Origin of the sequence: Streptococcus oralis (assembly GCF_001578945.1) — a bacterium.
Classification (GTDB): domain Bacteria; phylum Bacillota; class Bacilli; order Lactobacillales; family Streptococcaceae; genus Streptococcus; species Streptococcus oralis_Q.
In genome coordinates, this window is the sequence record NZ_KQ969550.1 from 466,811 (window position 1) to 484,419 (window position 17,609).

General features: G+C 43.6%; 13 protein-coding genes. 7 read left to right on the forward strand and 6 right to left on the reverse strand.

Annotated elements, in window-relative coordinates; all coding sequences use genetic code 11:
* The first annotated feature begins 21 nt into the window (after nucleotides 1–21).
* Both SORDD16_RS02135 and SORDD16_RS02140 read left to right on the forward strand, forming a co-directional pair.
* Nucleotides 22–684 (forward strand): Crp/Fnr family transcriptional regulator, encoded by a 663-nt coding sequence (locus SORDD16_RS02135; protein ID WP_164966471.1) that lies wholly within the window; start codon nucleotides 22–24, stop codon nucleotides 682–684.
* Nucleotides 685–744: 60 nt separating this feature from the next.
* The gene (locus SORDD16_RS02140) at nucleotides 745–2,832 is read left to right on the forward strand and encodes a GH92 family glycosyl hydrolase (protein ID WP_061452187.1); all 2,088 of its coding nucleotides are present in this window, start codon (nucleotides 745–747) and stop codon (nucleotides 2,830–2,832) included.
* Between the two features lie 36 nt (nucleotides 2,833–2,868).
* Here SORDD16_RS02140 and SORDD16_RS02145 read toward each other — a convergent pair whose 3' ends face one another.
* Nucleotides 2,869–4,548, reverse strand: coding sequence for an alpha-L-fucosidase (locus tag SORDD16_RS02145; RefSeq protein ID WP_061452273.1), 1,680 nt, complete (start codon nucleotides 4,546–4,548; stop codon nucleotides 2,869–2,871).
* A gap of 730 nt (nucleotides 4,549–5,278) precedes the next feature.
* Between SORDD16_RS02145 and arcA the strand changes: the two genes are divergently transcribed.
* From arcA to SORDD16_RS02170, 5 genes are all read left to right on the forward strand, one after another.
* Nucleotides 5,279–6,508: an arginine deiminase gene (arcA, locus tag SORDD16_RS02150; protein WP_061452188.1), complete on the forward strand. Its 1,230-nt coding sequence runs from the start codon at nucleotides 5,279–5,281 to the stop codon at nucleotides 6,506–6,508.
* A 47-nt stretch (nucleotides 6,509–6,555) separates the two neighbouring features.
* The gene (gene argF / locus SORDD16_RS02155; protein WP_061452189.1) at nucleotides 6,556–7,572 is read left to right on the forward strand and encodes an ornithine carbamoyltransferase; all 1,017 of its coding nucleotides are present in this window, start codon (nucleotides 6,556–6,558) and stop codon (nucleotides 7,570–7,572) included.
* A 294-nt stretch (nucleotides 7,573–7,866) separates the two neighbouring features.
* A complete protein-coding gene (arcC, locus tag SORDD16_RS02160; protein ID WP_061452190.1) occupies nucleotides 7,867–8,814 on the forward strand; it encodes a carbamate kinase in 948 nt (315 codons plus the stop codon).
* A gap of 97 nt (nucleotides 8,815–8,911) precedes the next feature.
* Nucleotides 8,912–10,423, forward strand: coding sequence for a YfcC family protein (locus tag SORDD16_RS02165; RefSeq protein ID WP_061452191.1), 1,512 nt, complete (start codon nucleotides 8,912–8,914; stop codon nucleotides 10,421–10,423).
* Between the two features lie 22 nt (nucleotides 10,424–10,445).
* The gene (locus SORDD16_RS02170) at nucleotides 10,446–11,774 is read left to right on the forward strand and encodes a dipeptidase (RefSeq protein WP_061452192.1); all 1,329 of its coding nucleotides are present in this window, start codon (nucleotides 10,446–10,448) and stop codon (nucleotides 11,772–11,774) included.
* Between the two features lie 55 nt (nucleotides 11,775–11,829).
* On the opposite strand, the gene adcA is transcribed toward SORDD16_RS02170, so the two are convergent.
* The 5 genes from adcA to nt5e all read right to left on the reverse strand — a co-directional run bounded on the left by adcA (nucleotide 11,830) and on the right by nt5e (nucleotide 17,487).
* A complete protein-coding gene (adcA, locus tag SORDD16_RS02175) occupies nucleotides 11,830–13,335 on the reverse strand; it encodes a zinc ABC transporter substrate-binding lipoprotein AdcA (protein ID WP_061452193.1) in 1,506 nt (501 codons plus the stop codon).
* A 9-nt stretch (nucleotides 13,336–13,344) separates the two neighbouring features.
* The gene (locus tag SORDD16_RS02180; protein WP_000950023.1) at nucleotides 13,345–14,151 is read right to left on the reverse strand and encodes a metal ABC transporter permease; all 807 of its coding nucleotides are present in this window, start codon (nucleotides 14,149–14,151) and stop codon (nucleotides 13,345–13,347) included.
* Nucleotides 14,144–14,848, reverse strand: a complete 705-nt coding sequence (locus SORDD16_RS02185; protein WP_001269483.1) for a metal ABC transporter ATP-binding protein — start codon at nucleotides 14,846–14,848, stop codon at nucleotides 14,144–14,146. The genes SORDD16_RS02180 and SORDD16_RS02185 overlap by 8 nt, the downstream gene beginning before the upstream one ends.
* The gene (adcR, locus tag SORDD16_RS02190; RefSeq protein WP_001249328.1) at nucleotides 14,848–15,288 is read right to left on the reverse strand and encodes a zinc-dependent transcriptional regulator AdcR; all 441 of its coding nucleotides are present in this window, start codon (nucleotides 15,286–15,288) and stop codon (nucleotides 14,848–14,850) included. Before adcR ends, SORDD16_RS02185 begins: the two co-directional genes overlap by 1 nt.
* A gap of 147 nt (nucleotides 15,289–15,435) precedes the next feature.
* Nucleotides 15,436–17,487, reverse strand: coding sequence for a cell surface ecto-5'-nucleotidase Nt5e (gene nt5e / locus SORDD16_RS02195; RefSeq protein WP_061452194.1), 2,052 nt, complete (start codon nucleotides 17,485–17,487; stop codon nucleotides 15,436–15,438).
* Nucleotides 17,488–17,609: the final 122 nt, after the last annotated feature.

Here is a 17,609-nt window from a genome sequence, read left to right on the forward strand (position 1 = left end):
TTTTCAATGTTAGGAGTTTCTATGTCCCAATCATGTTTTTATACTATTCCCCTTTTTAGCACGCTCTCATATGATGAACTTCAGAGTATCCATAGTCTGTTTCACCATAAGAAATTTAAAAAGGGCGAGTTGATTTTCTCACCCTTTGACGAGGAAAGTTTAATCATTGTAAATAGAGGACAATTTAAGGTCTATCGTCTGACGAATGATGGAACCGAGCAATGCATTCGTATCATCGACAAAGGAAATTACGAAGGAGAAAACTATCTCTTTGAAGAGAACAATCAGGATCTCTACGGGGAAGCTCTGGTTTCTACCGAAATTTGTATCATTCATAAAAAGGATTTTCAACACCTTCTCCAGAGCTTCCCCCATTTTAGTTGGCAACTTCTACGTCTTAATGCCCGAAAAGCAATCCAGACAGAAGAACAAGTCACCTTATTAACCTTTGAAAAAATAGAACAACGCCTTGCTTGCTATCTTATTCACCTTGCTGAAGAAAGTGACAATCCTAAACTCACTTTTACTTTGCCCATTTCAGAAAAAGAACTTGCTAGTTACCTTGGGACGAGACCTGAAACTATTTCGCGAAAATTTAAGATTTTTGAAAAACATCACTATATCCAAAAAACTCGTCGTACTATTCATATCACAGATGCTCATGCTTTGAGGAGTTTGTATTGATTTGAAGCTTTTTTGTTCATTTCATGTTATACTATATTAAACGCTTACAAAGAGGTGCCTATGAAACCAATACTTGAGACCATCGATACCCGTTTTGGCACAGCCAGTAAACATGCTTTTTCCAGAGGCAACACCCTGCCCTATACAGGAGTTCCGTTTGGGATGAATTATTTTGTGCCTCAGACCAGTGACCAGGAGGGAGCTTGGTTTTTCGATCCGCATTTGCCCATCTTTCAGGGGATTCGATTAACCCATCAACCCAGTCCTTGGATTGGCGACTACTCTTGGCTTCTTCTGACACCTGTCACAGGTCAGCTGGGGGGAGACAGTCTCTTCCATCGCCAGTCTTCTTATGATATCGAAAAAGCCTCTTTCCAACCTCATTACCTGAAGATTTTCTCCCTGCGCTATCAGATTGAAACCCAACTGACACCGACTTGCTATGGCGCTTCTGTCCGTTTGGAGCAAAAGCAAGGCAAAGCCCTCTCCCTCTATCTTCACGCAGCAGATGAACTGACAGTTGAACAGGTAGATAAGCAGACTCTAGCCCTAAGACAAGAAGGAAAAACTGAGACCAATAAGAAGGCTCTCATCATGTTCACTACTTTGCGAATGAACGCTGACATTCTGTCCATTACGCAGGAAGGAGTAGACTGGCGAATGGACCTAGCGAATAGTCAGGTAGAAATCCAACTAGCGACTTCTTTCATATCGCCTTCTCAAGCTCTGCTTAATCTACCTCAAAAGGACTTTGATAGCTGTAAAGCAAGTGCGAAAGCGGACTGGGAAAATCTCCTCCATCGCTTTGACGTTATGGAGACAGGAGAAGCTGACCGAACCTTCTTTGATCACTGTCTCTACAGACTCTTCCTCTTCCCACAAACTTTTTATGAAGTTGATGAGTCAGGGCAAGCCATCCACATGGATCTAGCTTCTGGTACTGTCAAGCCCGGTGTCCTCTTTAGCAACAACGGCTTCTGGGATACCTTCCGCACCACTTTCCCTCTCTTTGCTCTGGTCATCCCTGACCACTATCGTCTCTTTTTAGAAGGGTTTCTCAATAGCTACCGCGATACGGGCTTTCTTCCAAAATGGCTGGCTCCAGATGAACGCGGCATGATGCCAGGTACCCTGCTAGATGGTATTATCGCAGATAGCGCCTGCAAGGAGATGGCACCTGACTTAGAAGAAGAACTTCTCCAAGCCATGCTTGAAACAGCCAGCAAGTCCGACCCTCTAGGCATCAATGGTCGTCACGGACTAGCCCAATACCAAGAGCTAGGATACCTCTCTACCGACCTCCACGAAAGCGTCAGCCACACTCTAGACTACGCCTATAGTGACTTTTGTATCGCTAATTGTGCTAAAAAACTCGGTCAGCTGGAACTAGCTAAAACCTACGAAAAACAAGCCCAAAATTACCGCAATCTATTTGACGCAGATACAGGTTACATGCGAGCGCGAGACAGTCAAGGCAACTTCCGCCCTGACTTCTCCCCTTATAGTTGGGGATGCGACTACGCCGAATGCTCTGCCATTCAAGCGACTTTAGGCGTCCTGCATGATATTTCAGGTTTGCGTCAGCTTATGGGTGGAAAAAAAGACTTTAGTCGCTACCTTTTGAAAGCTTGTCAGGATGCTCCCCTCTTTGAGACGACGGGCTATGGTTACGAGATTCACGAAATGAGCGAAATGGCTACAGCTCCTTTTGGACAACTCGCTATTTCCAACCAACCGAGCTTCCACATTCCTTATCTCTTCCGCTATAGTGACTCCCCTGACTATACCTCTCTTCTCATCAAGACGCTACGCCAGAAAGCCTTTCACCCAAGTTGGGAAGCCTATCCTGGCGATGAGGACAACGGTAGTCTCTCGGCCTGGTACATCTGGTCGGTCCTTGGATTCTATCCAACCTGTCCAGGCAAAGCAAGCTACGATCTCGGAATTCCTCTCTTTAACCATCTCCGTATCTACCTCGCTAAAGAGAATAAATGGCTGGACATTATTGCTGAGCAAAACTACAGCCATTTCAACTTTGTCAAAGACTGCCAGCTGGATAACACTCAAGTGTCTCATATCCAGCACCAAGATCTCTTAAAAGCTACTAAACTAATCTTCACCCTCAGCTGGTTGCCAAGTCACTCATAACCAAAAGAACCTTTGCATCATGCAAAGGTTCTTCTTTTATGAAACTTGGACCTGAAGCTGGTCAACCAGCTCTCCCTCTACCGTCAAATTCAGATAAAAATCTAAGGTTTTATCCCCTGCAAAATACAGGGTCGGCAGTGTCAGAGTTTTTTCAATTTCTCCAGCTTGAAACGTAAGAACTCGAATCTCGTCCCGATAAGCGACACCATGCACCCCTGTCCCTGGTTGAATCGAAATCTTAGCTTCTAAAGGAATACTAGATTCTCTGCGCCTAACTGTATAGTGGACAATTTCTCCCTTGGTCACAGCTAGACTTTTTTCTGAAAACTCTAGTTGCTGAACAGTTTCTTTTTTCGATAAGGTAGGTGTTTTATAGAGTGAAATTTTGGTCAACAAAGGCAAAGCCTGTGCCTCTGTAATGGTCACACGAATTTTCTGCGCCTCAACGATTGGCCCTCGCAAGAGACGTTTGTAGCCAACAGTATAACCAGTTCCAAACTCCTGCCAAACGCCATCCAACTCCACCTGAACATGGAAAGCAGCGATGCGTTGCCCTAGCTTCAAATCTTCCCTTAACTCAATTACATCAAAAGTTTTAGGTGATCCTAAATCGAGCTCTAATTGGATTGGTAACTCTGCATCACTTGCCCATGAACTGGTATCCCATCCATCTGTCAGATGGTGGCAGGCAAAGTCTGATGATAGAGCAGGACCAGATACCTTGGCTCCCAGAGCCAAATCTTCTTTATAGAGTTCGTCACGGTAGGCAGCAAATTCATAGAGACGCTGGATATCCTTTTCGTCAAAGAGTCCATCTTTATTAGGCGGAATATTGAGTAAGAGAGGTGTACCCCGCCCTACTGAGTGAAAGTAGATTTCGACCAACTCCTCGAGAGACTTGGGATCCTGATCCTCATGGTAAAACCAGCCCGGTCGAAGGGAGACATCTGCTTCACCGATTGAAAAAAGCGTACCTGACGGATCTCCGTGCTGTAGATAATCCAATTCCGCCTCAGTCCCCAACTGGTCTGGCTTGACTTTTTGCCATAGCGGATCCCCTGCATAGCCTCGTTCATTTCCAATCCAGCGAATACTAGTGCCTTCCGTTGAGAAAATCAAGCAATCTCCCTGCAAGTCACGAATGGTTTCAAACCAGGTCTCAAATTCATAATTGACCTTTTGAGCACCTTCTCCTCTAGCACCGTCCATCCAAATCTCAGCAAACTTCCCAGCATTACCATAGGCAGGATTCGACAAAATCTCCTTCAACTGAGCCAGATAGTAGGCATTGTAGTCCGCTTCTCGGTCCACATGATAGAGGGGACTGTGGGCATCCCATGGAGACAAATACACTCCCATATCCATGTCAAACTCAGTGGCAGCTTGAGAAACTTCAAGGAGCAAGTCCCCTTCTCCATTCCTCCAAGGACTGACCTTGACCGAGTAATCTGTATGAGTCGTCGGATAGAGGACAAAGCCGTCGTGGTGCTTAACCACCAAAATCACCTTTTTAAAACCCGTTTCCTTGAGCACTCGCACCCACTCACGCGCATCTAACTTGGTCGGATCAAAACGCTCAGGATCCTCCTGACCTGTTCCCCATTCTTGGTCGTAAAAAGTATTGGGACCAAAATGGATAAAAGCTGCTAGTTCATCTTCCAGATAAGCTAGCTGAGCCTGACTTGGTAAAGGTCCATGTAGTTTCATTTTTTTCATCATTTCAAACCTCTCTCTTTTTCACAAAGTTATCCACAAACTGTGGATAAAAAATCTGCTTAGGAACCCATTTTCTCATATTACAGCTCTTCTAGTCGGGATTTTTTGTTTCAGCATTCCCTCGCCAAATACCTCTGCAATCGGTTTTTATCAATACCCTAGCAAGTTATCAGTCCTTGGGACTATTATCCAAATTCATCTACGCCATTAGGGGAATGTTACTTTCTCTCCAGACTTATCCACAGGCTGTGAATAGACTTTCTTAACTAGCTCTATCGTTGACTATAACAAAAAGTAAACGAAGCGTCAATATAACTAAGACGCCTTCCTAAATACCCAGAAAAGATTCTATAATTTGTACAATATATCCCGATGTGACTCTCAGAAATGTGTTTCAGAAAGATTTCATATGATTTTCTAAGCGACTTTTAATCGTGATCCCTCTTAATTTCTCACCAGAGTCGAGTTAAGCCCTGGGCATTCCGTCTTAAAATATGAAATTTAGCAGATTTTTTTAAAAAAATATTATATTCTTTTTAATCGAAATTTATACATTTACCCACTTCAATTCCTTTCGCTATCGTATAATAACATAAAATGCTACTAAAATCTTGTTTTATTTAAATTTTTAATAATTTTTTGCTATTGACACGCCTCCGAGAATATGGTATAACGTACGTGTAAGCGGTACCAAAAGTACTGAAGTAAAATTTTTTAAGGAGGAAAACACATGTCTTCACATCCCATTCAGGTCTTCTCAGAAATTGGGAAACTGAAAAAAGTTATGTTGCACCGTCCGGGCAAAGAGTTGGAAAACTTATTGCCGGACTATCTCGAAAGGCTTCTTTTTGATGACATTCCGTTCTTGGAAGATGCTCAAAAAGAACATGATGCATTTGCTCAAGCTCTTCGTGATGAAGGAATTGAAGTCCTTTACCTAGAGCAACTGGCTGCTGAATCATTGACTTCTCCAGAAATCCGCGATCAATTTATCGAGGAATATTTAGACGAAGCCAACATCCGTGGGCGTCAAACCAAGGTTGCTATTCGCGAATTGCTTCGTGGCATTAAGGACAACCAAGAATTGATCGAAAAAACAATGGCTGGAGTTCAAAAAGCTGAATTGCCAGAAATCCCTGACGACGCTAAGGGGTTGACTGACTTAGTTGAATCAGATTATCCATTTGCGATTGACCCAATGCCAAACTTGTATTTCACTCGCGACCCATTTGCAACTATTGGTAATGCCGTATCACTTAACCATATGTTTGCGGATACTCGTAACCGTGAAACACTTTACGGTAAATATATCTTCAAATACCACCCAATCTATGGGGGAAAAGTAGATTTAGTCTACAATCGTGAGGAAGATACACGCATCGAAGGTGGAGATGAGCTCGTTCTTTCCAAAGACGTTCTCGCAGTAGGAATTTCTCAACGTACAGATGCAGCTTCTATTGAAAAACTCTTGGTGAACATCTTCAAGAAAAATGTTGGTTTCAAGAAAGTTCTCGCCTTTGAATTTGCCAATAACCGTAAATTCATGCACTTGGATACCGTATTCACTATGGTTGACTACGACAAGTTTACTATTCATCCAGAAATTGAAGGCAACCTTCACGTGTACTCTGTCACTTATGAAAATGAAAAACTCAAAATTGTTGAAGAAAAAGGTGACTTGGCTGAGCTTCTGGCTCAAAACCTTGGCGTAGAAAAAGTTCATTTGATTCGTTGCGGTGGCGGCAATATCGTAGCTGCTGCGCGTGAACAATGGAATGACGGTTCCAACACTTTAACCATCGCACCTGGTGTAGTAGTCGTTTATGCCCGCAATACCATTACCAACAAGATCCTAGAAGAATACGGGCTTCGCTTGATTAAGATTCGCGGAAGTGAATTGGTTCGGGGGCGTGGTGGACCTCGTTGTATGTCTATGCCATTTGAACGCGAAGAAGTATAATTGCTGTTCAGTATTTATCAATGAAAATAGAAAGAGGAGATAATAGAATGACACATTCAGTATTCCAAGGACGTAGCTTTTTAGCAGAAAAAGACTTTACCCGCGCAGAGTTAGAATACCTTATCGGTCTTTCAGCTCACTTGAAAGATTTGAAAAAACGCAATATCCAACACCACTACCTTGCTGGAAAAAATATCGCTCTCTTATTTGAAAAAACTTCTACTCGTACACGTGCAGCCTTTACAACTGCAGCTATTGACCTTGGTGCTCATCCAGAATACCTCGGAGCAAATGACATTCAGTTAGGTAAGAAAGAATCTACTGAAGATACTGCTAAAGTTTTGGGTCGTATGTTTGACGGGATTGAATTCCGTGGTTTCAGCCAACGTATGGTTGAAGAACTGGCAGAATTCTCAGGTGTTCCAGTATGGAATGGTCTGACTGACGAATGGCACCCAACTCAAATGCTCGCTGACTACTTGACTGTTCAAGAAAACTTCGGTCACTTGGAAGGCTTGACATTGGTTTACTGTGGTGATGGACGTAACAACGTTGCCAACAGCTTGCTGGTAACAGGAGCTATCCTTGGTGTCAACGTTCACATCTTCTCACCAAAAGAACTCTTCCCAGAAAAAGAAATTGTTGAATTAGCAGAAGGTTTTGCCAAGGAAAGTGGCGCACATGTCCTCATCACTGAAGATGCTGATGAAGCTGTTAAAGGCGCAGACGTACTTTACACAGACGTTTGGGTATCTATGGGTGAAGAAGACAAATTCGCAGAACGCGTTGCACTTTTGAAACCTTACCAAGTTAACATGGAATTGGTGAAGAAAGCTGGCAACGAAAACTTGATCTTCCTGCACTGTTTACCAGCATTCCACGACACTCACACTGTCTATGGTAAAGATGTTGCTGAAAAATTTGGCGTAGAAGAAATGGAAGTAACAGACGAAGTCTTCCGTAGCAAATATGCTCGTCAATTTGACCAAGCGGAAAATCGTATGCATACAATCAAAGCTGTTATGGCTGCTACTCTTGGAAATCTCTATATTCCTAAAGTATAAAACTTACTCGTATACACAACACAGGGGTTGAGACAAAAGCTATGATAGCTTATCAGTTCTAGCGAAAGAAAGCAAGGATTCTCTTTGACAAATTTGCCACCTTACTCTTGTCATCTTCTTGCCTTCTGGTCTCATTCTGATAAACGTCAGCTATGCGTCCAGCCCCTTTTGATTCATAGGAATGACTAATTTGTCTTTTAAAAAGACGCTACCTCCACTTCATATTTTATCATCATACCTGCCTGTAGCTCTTGGAGTTCTGTCAGGTTTACCATATTAAAGAAAGGAGAGCTCATGTCTCATAGAAAAATCGTCGTTGCTTTAGGCGGAAATGCCATCCTCTCCACTGACCCATCTGCCCAAGCTCAACAAGCTGCTCTGGTAGAAACAGCTCGTCATCTGGTCAAATTAATTCAAAACGGGGATGAATTGATTATCACACACGGAAATGGTCCTCAGGTTGGTAATCTTTTACTTCAACACCTGATGGCAGATTCGGAAAAAAACCCTGCCTTCCCACTTGATTCTTTGGTTGCCATGACCGAGGGTAGTATCGGTTTTTGGCTACAATGTGCCCTTGATAATGCATTACTCGATGTAGGGCTTGATAAAAACGTCGCTTCTGTTGTTACTCAAGTTATAGTAAATAAGGAAGATCCTGCCTTTATCAATCCTACAAAACCAATTGGTCCATTCTACTCAGAAGAAGATGCCAAAGCTGAGAGCGAAAAAACAGGAGCAACCTTCAAAGAAGATGCTGGTCGTGGCTGGCGTAAAGTAGTGGCTTCACCAAAACCAATCGACATCAAAGAAATCAACAGCATCCGTACCTTGCTCGATAATGGCCAAGTTGTCATCGCAGCAGGTGGAGGAGGTATCCCTGTTGTTAAAAATGAAAACGGTTACTTACGTGGGGTCGAAGCCGTTATCGACAAAGACTTTGCGTCCCAACGACTAGCAGAACTCGTCGAAGCTGACCTCTTTATCGTCCTTACTGGCGTAGACTATGTTTATGTCAACTACAATAAACCAGACCAAGAAAAACTTGAACACGTTACTGTCAGTCAACTAAAAGAATACATCAAACAAGGACAATTCGCACCAGGTAGCATGCTACCAAAAGTCGAAGCTGCTATTGATTTTGTAACCAACCGCCCAGAAGGCAAGGCTGTTATCACTTCCCTCAGCAATCTAGGCGCCTTGATCGAGTCCGAAAGCGGAACAATTATTGTTAAAGACTAGCCATTTTAAACCAAGTACAAGCTCTAACTAGGAGTACTCAGGTAAACCAACATCATTCGTTTTTATACTTTGTGGCATAGTTTAGGAGGAAAAACAAATGAGTGAAAAAACAAAAAAAAGGTTCCAAATGCCTTCATCTTACACTGTTTTGATCATTATTATCGCTATTATGGCGATCTTGACTTGGATCATTCCGGCAGGTAAGTATGATACGAACGAAGCAGGTGACCTCATTGCAGGTACCTATCAAACTGTTGAATCTAATCCCCAAGGGATTTACGATATCCTAATGGCCCCAATCCGGGCGATGCTCGGTCACGAACCAACTAAAGCCGCTATTGACGTAGCCTTCTTCATCCTCATGGTTGGAGGATTTCTCGGAGTTGTCAATGCAACAGGCACATTAGATGTTGGTATTGCCTCTATTGTTAAGAAATACAAGGGACGCGAAAAAATGCTGATCCTTATCCTCATGCCTCTCTTTGCACTTGGAGGAACAACTTATGGTATGGGGGAAGAAACCATGGCATTTTATCCACTTCTTGTCCCTGTTATGATGGCCGTTGGTTTTGATAGCATTACTGCCGTTGCTATCATCCTACTGGGTTCTCAAGTCGGCTGTCTTGCCTCTACTCTCAATCCTTTTGCTACTGTTATCGCTTCTGATACAGCAGGCGTATCATCTATGGACGGGGTCATCCTTCGTATCATCTTCTGGTTTGTTATGACAGGTATTAGTACTTACTTTGTCTACCGCTACGCAGAAAAGATTCAAAAGGATCCTACAAAATCACTTGTCTATTCTCAACGTGAAGAAGACCTCAAACACTTCAATGTCACTGATAACGAAAATGCTCCATCTGTCTTGAGCAAGAAACAAAAACATGTTCTTTCCTTGTTTATCTTGACTTTCATCATCATGATCGCTAGTTTTATCCCTTGGGTAGACTTACACATTACTATATTTGAAGACTTCAAAAATTGGTTGATTGGTCTCCCTGTTATCGGTGGAGTTATTGGTTCATCTGCTCTACCATTCGGTAGCTGGTACTTCCCAGAAGGTGCGATGCTCTTTGCTGTGATGGGGATTCTTATTGGTGTTGTTTACGGTCTTAAGGAGGGCAAGATTATCTCTACCTTTATGGCTGGTGCAGCTGATCTTCTTACTGTAGCCTTGATTTGTGCAGTAGCTCGTGGTATACAGGTTATCATGAACGACGGTATGATTACTGCAACTATTCTACACTGGGGTGAAGTCGGACTTCAAGGCCTCTCTTCTCAAGTCTTTATCGTTTTGACCTACCTCTTCTACCTTCCTATGTCATTCCTTATCCCATCTTCATCTGGACTTGCTAGCGCGACAATGGGGATTATGGCGCCACTTGGTGAGTTTGTCAATGTAAAACCTAGTCTCATCATCACCGCCTATCAGTCTGCATCTGGTGTACTAAACCTCGTCGCCCCTACTTCTGGTATCGTTATGGGTGCTCTCGCGCTCGGTCGTATTAGTCTAGGAACCTGGTGGAAATTTGTTACTAAACTCATTATCGTTATCATCATTGTGAGCATACTTCTTCTTATCCTAGGTACCTTCCTACCATTCCTTTAGAACAAAGTGTGAGGTAAAACGGATGAACTCTTACATCACCGACTCCATTAAACAGAGCTTTGTACAGAGTCTGAAGACTCTCATCTCCTACCCATCTGTCCTCCAAGAAGGGGAAAATGGGACACCTTTTGGACAAGCTATTCAAGACGTCCTAGAAAAGACGCTGGAAATCTGCCGTGAACTTGGCTTTAAAACTTATATTGATCCCAAGGGCTATTATGGTTATGCAGAGGTTGGTGAGGGAGAACTCTTTGCCATCCTCTGCCACTTGGATGTTGTGCCTGCAGGAGATTTGTCAGATTGGCAATCTCCTCCATTTGAAGCAACTATTAGAGAAGGCAAACTCTATGGACGAGGGGCACAAGACGACAAAGGTCCTTCACTCGCAGCTCTCTACGCAGTGAAAAGCTTACTTGACCAAGGCATCCAATTTAAGAAGCGCGTGCGTTTTATCTTTGGTACGGATGAAGAAACTCTTTGGAGATGTATGGCACGCTACAACGCCCTCGAAGAACAAGCTAGCATGGGATTTGCACCGGATTCGTCATTTCCTTTGACATACGCTGAAAAGGGGCTCCTTCAAGTCAAGCTTCATGGCCCCGGCTCTGATCTTCTCAAGCTCGATGTCGGAGGTGCCTTTAATGTCGTACCAGACAAGGCAAGTTACCAAGGTCCTCTTTATGAAGCGATTTGTAGAGGTTTGACGAAAGCAAATTTTGATTACCAAACCACAGAACAAACCGTGACCGTACTCGGGGTACCTAAGCACGCTAAAGATGCTAGTCAAGGTGTAAATGCCGTCATTCGACTTGCTAGTGTACTCGCACCTCTCCAACCCCACCCTGCCCTTCATTTCCTAGCCGATAAAGCAGGGCAAGATGGTAGAGGGCTTGGAATCTTCGGAGAGGTTACTGATGAACCGTCTGGTTCCCTTTCCTTTAATGTTGCAGGGTTGACCATCAATCCCGATCGCTCCGAGATTCGGATCGATATACGCATACCTGTGCTAGCAGATAAGGAAAAACTGGTGGCACAGCTCACCCAGTGCGCCAAAGACTACCAACTTGACTACCAAGAATTTGACTATCTAGCACCCCTCTATGTCGCAAGAGATAGCCAACTTGTTACTACCCTTATGCAAGTCTACCAAGAAAAGACTGGAGATGAGACTCCTCCCCTCTCATCAGGTGGTGCTACCTTTGCCCGCACCATGCCAAACTGTGTGGCCTTTGGCGCTCTTTTTCCAGGAGCACAACAAACTGAACATCAGGCAAATGAAGCAGCTGTCCTAGACGATCTTTATCGCGCTATGGACATCTACGCAGAGGCGGTTTCCCGTCTCGCAACCTAACCAGATAAATGTTTCTACCAAAAAATCCCGCAGCTTTGCGGGATTTTCTCTTGCATCAATGCGCCAACATTTCTTGGGCGATTTCTTGACCAGATAGCTTATCTGGGTAGTAGGTTGGCCAGTTATCCATCTCTTCAAAGAGGGCTTCTTGGCTTGTGCCTCCAAAGAAGATATGGAAATGTTCTGCCTTGACTGGGGCGATATTGTGGTCACTAAACTGAACATACTTGAACTGTCCAGCGTCCGCATCCGTCGCTTCAAAGAGGAAGCGCACGCCACGATTGCCTTTCTTATAAGTCAAGATTTTCTTGCCGACATACTTGTAGGTGAATTTCTTGCTTTGTCCACCTTGAACAAATTCCATAGTGTTATCAGTAATGTTGATCTTAGTCACATCTGTCTGATAGCCTTTTGTATAGTAGGCCTTGTACTCAGCCTTGGTCATCTTGCCAGTCAACTTAGCCTTGTAGTCAAAGACTTGATCGAAGGTTCCATCCTCAAGGAAAGGATAGACAGATTGCCAGTTACCTACATAGTCACTCAAGGTGCGATCCTTGACGTCTGCATCCTCAAAGTAACCATTGTGAACTGTCTTGGTATTTTCTTCCTTCTCTGGCTCGATTTCTGGGCCTTCTTGGTCCGTTGTTTGTTTCAAAGCCTTGAGGTTTTTCTCCATGATAGAGATGTAATTTTCTCCAGCCTTAGTATCTTCTTCTGTCAGACTTTCTAAAGGATTGAGGACATCTGTTTTGACACCTGCCTCTTTTGAAAGTGTATTAGCAAGGGCTTGTGAGGCATTTTCTTCAAAGTAGATATAAGAAATCTTGTTTTTCTTGATATACTCTGTCAATTCTGCCAAACGTGCTGCTGATGGCTCTGCATCTGGTGAGAGACCTGAGATGGATACTTGCTTGAGACCGTAGTCCAAGGCAAGGTAGTTAAAGGCAGCGTGCTGGGTCACAAAGCTCTTTTGTTTGGCTTGAGACAAGCCATCTGTGTAGGCCTCATCCAAGGCTTGTAATTTTTCGATATAGGTAGCTGCATTCTTTTCAAAAGTCTCTTTTTTATCAGGATAATCTGCTGACAAGCTGTCCCGGATATGTTCTACTAGTTTAATGGCACGAACTGGTGAAAGCCAAACGTGGGGATCGTAGTCGTGATGGTGACCTTCTTCTCCATGGTCATGGTCTCCCTCTTCTTCCTCGCCACCTGGCAAGAGCAGCATATCGCCTGTTGCCTTGATAGTTTTCACCTTTTTCTTATCCAAAGTATCTAGCATTTTAGGAACCCAAGTTTCCATATTTTCATTTTCATAGACAAAGGTATCTGCGTCTTGGATTTTGGCAACTGCCTTGGCAGACGGTTCATACTCATGGGGTTCTGTACCAGCACCGATTAGAAGTTCTACATTAGCAGTATCTCCTGCGACTTGCTTGGTAAATTCATAGACAGGGTAAAAGGTTGTCACGATATTTAGCTTCCCATCTGCCTGTTTTTGATTGGAACAAGCCACTAAAAATAAGGCACATAGACTAGCTAGTAGTAAGCTCAGTTTTTTCATTTCATTCTCCTATTTGATAAAACGTTTCAGTAGACTGACTAACAAAAAGACAGCTACAAAGATAATGGTGATACTAGCGCTAGCAGGGGTTTCCGCATAGTAGGAAATATAAAGTCCTGCCACCATTCCCAAAAAGCCAATAGCGCTGGCTAATAACATAACCGATTTAAAGTTTTTCCCCAGACGAAGGGCAATACTAGCTGGCAAGACCATAATGGTCGACACCAAAAGGGCTCCTGCTGCTGGTATCATAAGGGCAATGGCCACCCCTGTCACCATGTTAAAGAGGATAGACATAGTACGAACTGGAAGTCCATCCACAAAGGCCGTGTCCTCATCAAAAGTCAGGATATACATTGGTCGCAAGAATAAGAAAGTCAAGAGCAAAACGACCGCAGCAATGGCAAAGAGGAATATCACCTGCTCCTGGCTAATGGTTACAATCGAACCAAAGAGGTATTGGTCCAAACTCATGGAACTCGAACTTTTACCCTTACTCATGACAATCAGAGAAACAGCCAGACCTGTTGACATGAGGATAGCAGTTCCGATTTCCATAAAGTTCTTATAGACTGTACGGAGATATTCCAAAAAGACCGCAGCAATCAAGACGATAGCAATGGTTGAAATAGTTGGAGAAATCCCCAAAACTAGACCAAAGGCTACACCTGAAAGTGAGACGTGGCTGAGGGTATCGCTCATGAGACTCTGACGACGTAAGATAAGGAAAGTCCCAAGAACTGGAGAAAAGAGACTCATAGCAATGACCGCCAAGAAGGCACGCTGCATGAAATCATAAGATAACAAACTAAGCATGTTCCACCTCCTGGTCGCTTTCGTGAACGTTGAAACAACGCCACGGTGAGTCTTGATTGCGCACTAGATGGATATTGCGATCTGCGTAGTCCTTGACCTCCTCAGGGTCATGGGTAATCATCAAAACAGCCTTGCCATGATGGTGGGCACTATGGTGCATGAGTTCGTAAAATTCATTTTTGCTTCCAGCATCCATCCCTGTTGTCGGCTCATCCAGGACAAAGATATCTGGGTCAGAAGCAAACATCCGGGCAATCACTGCTCGTTGCTTTTGCCCTCCCGAGAGGGAACCAATTCGTTTGTCACGGTGTTCCCACATACCAACTGAGTCTAGACTGGCCTTGATATGCTCCTCATCATGGGCGTTCAAGCGGCGGAACCAACCCTTTCGCGGATAGCGACCCGATTTGACAAATTCATAAACCGTACTTGGAAAACCAGCATTAAAACTGGCTATCTGCTGGGGAAGATAAGCTATCCTAAGCTTTTTCCCATGAGTATTTGTCTTTGAGATGGTTACCTTGCCAAATCTTGGTTGCAAGATGCCTAGGCTCGCCTTGATAAGCGTTGTCTTGGCAGCTCCATTTTCACCAGTCAGGGTGACAAACTCCCCACTATCAACACTATAGTTGATATGCTCGAGGACAGGTTCCTTGTCATAATAGAAAGACAAGTCCTCTACTGTAATATACCGCATTATTTGATTTCTCCTACTAAAGCAGTTAAAAACCGCTGGATAACTTCTTGTTCATTTGGAGTAAACTGACTTGCCACTTGTTCATAGGCTAAGAGTGTGTGTTCATGATGATGGTGGTGTTCCTCTGCCACCGGTCGAGCTAGCTCTGTCAGTTGATAAAAGATCACACGCGCATCCTTTGGATCTCTGGAGGTCTCTAACATGCCCTCTTTGACCAAAGACTTGATAGCCTTGGTCACTGCTGCCTGACTGACATTAAGGCGACGAGCCAACTCCGAGTTGGTTAGGGATTCTTCTGACAAGAGCATGAGGATGTGTTCCTGAGTGTTGGTCAAGGCAACGTCACTCGTGCAATGCCCAATCAGAATTTCATGCTGGTTCTCAGATCTCAAGATCACCTCGTTTAAAAAGTTGTCGATTTCCTGTGCAAGCTGTCTCATATGTTACTCCTTCCCAAGCTATCTTTTCGTAAAAAACATAGATAGCCACCGATTCTTTACTGGTTAATTATATCATAAACCAAAAAAGAGTCAAGGGAAAAAGGCGTAAAAACGTTTCCCTCGACTCTTCTAGATGGAAAATTTAACCTATTTTTGCTTTGGTTTTCGACTCGATAAGATACCTGCCAAACCAGCTACCATTCCCATCAAGAGCAAGAAGATGGACTGTTCGCTTCCTGTATTTGGGAGGGCTTTTTCTGAGACAACTGCCTTCTTGCTAAATTGACCTGCCACCTCATAAGTCAATGGCACATTTGTAGTCGCATCATTAGCAGCCGCATTCGTTTGAGGCGTTTCTACCGGCAGACTAAAAGTTGTAGAATCCACAGAAATCGTCCGTGAGTTCGGATTAATCTTTTCATACTGGGTCAAATCAGCGGTTTTCAGATACTCTTCAAAGGCTGCATCCATAGAAGGACCTTCTTCACGTGCGCCACCCAACATAGTGTAGCCATCACCACCCGCAGCTAAGAAATCATTGGTTGCAAGATAGTAGGTTTTTGCGAGGTCCAGTAGTTCATAACGACCAGTTGCACGGTTTTTAACCTGGACGGCCAAGACACGTTTGCCTGATGGTAGGTTGGTATCATAGTAGACCTTCACACCTGAAACTTGCAAGAAACCACCACTTGGCTCTAACAATGGTTGCCCATTCTCATCCAAGACCTTCTTGCCATCCTTATCGACCTGCAAGATAGATCCGAGTGACTTTTCAAACATATCCAAGACTTGTTGCCCCGTCACTTGGATTTGTGAGATGGTATTTCCAAATGGAAGAACGGCAATGACATTTCCTTTAGTGATTGGTTTGCCTTTTGCAATGGTTTCACGCAAGCCACCACCATTTGTCACAGCGATGTCTGTCGGATGGCTAAATCCTGTTTGACCATACTGATAGAGAGAGTCTGCTACGACGTTTCCGAGATTGGTTTCACGGACTCGAACATTTTCACGATCACCGTTGAGTTCTACAGGGCTGTTCGAAACGACTTCAACAGCATTTTCAGCGTCGTATTTTTGTTTAATGTCTTTGACTAGTTTTTCAACTGTAGGATTAGCTGGTAATTTTTTAGCATCAGCAGCCGCAATCAACGTAGGATTGCCCAAAAGCTGACGTGATTTGTAGATAACCTTCCCAACATTATGAAGGTAACTTCCTGTTTGGTTATAGGTAACATTGTCGCCATAAGTTGTGGAAGCTACTGTATGAGAATGCCCATCAATAACTGTCACACGTTTGCCTTTGAGACGAGGATTTTTAGATAGAGCTTCTGCCAAGGTTGAACCACGCCACTCAACTGGAGTTGTGGTATCTACACCCAAGTGAGCAAGCACAACATAGTGTTTGTAGTCCTTACCTTCTGCACGCGCCTTGGCTTGAACTTCTTCGATGACCTTATTGACTTCAGAGATTGGATCACTAAAAGTTACCCCTTTAATGTTTTTAGGGTGGGTTTTTGTAGCAGTTTCAGGTGTCGTCACACCGATTACAACAAACTCATCACCTTCTACAGTCTTATCTTTATCAACAATTGTAGACGCTTCAAAAAGACGAGCTCCATTGACATAAGTATTTGAGCTAAGTAATGGGAATTTCAAGATTTCCTTGTATTTTTTAACTTCATCAAGACCAAAGTCAAACTCATGGTTTCCTACTGCCATGGCATCATACTGCATCTGATTGAGAATTTCAGCACGCGCTTCACCTTTCGTAGAGTTGGAAATCGGCAAACCTTGGAAAGCGTCTCCCGCATCAACAACTAGAGTATTTTGATTTGATTTCGCACGTTCCTGCTCAATAACAGTCGCTAACTTGGCATCTCCAATTACTCCCTTTTCCTCTACAATACGACCATGGACATCATTGGTGTGTAAGATAACGGTGTCCTTTTCTTCGCCTTTAGTAGATTCAGCAGGAGCTAACGGAGCTTCTGCAGGTGCAACTGTTTCTGAAGTTGCCGAAGTTTCCGGTACTGTAGGGCTCTCTACAGGAACTGGAGTCACCGACGTAGCAGGAGTCGCTACGACAGCTGAACTTTCTGCAGGAGTTGATGCTTCTTCAGCGTAGACTTGTCCAGCTAAGAAGGCTGGAGCTAACAGGGCTGTCGATAAGACAGGCAACAAAGAACGTTTGTTCATTTTAAAATCCTTTTCTTTTCTTTCTTCCTTTATATTATACGCTATTTCTAAAAATCTTGAAACTTTTGACTTGTTTTCATCTAAAACATTCGCTATTTAACCAAAAAAACCTGAACAAAAAA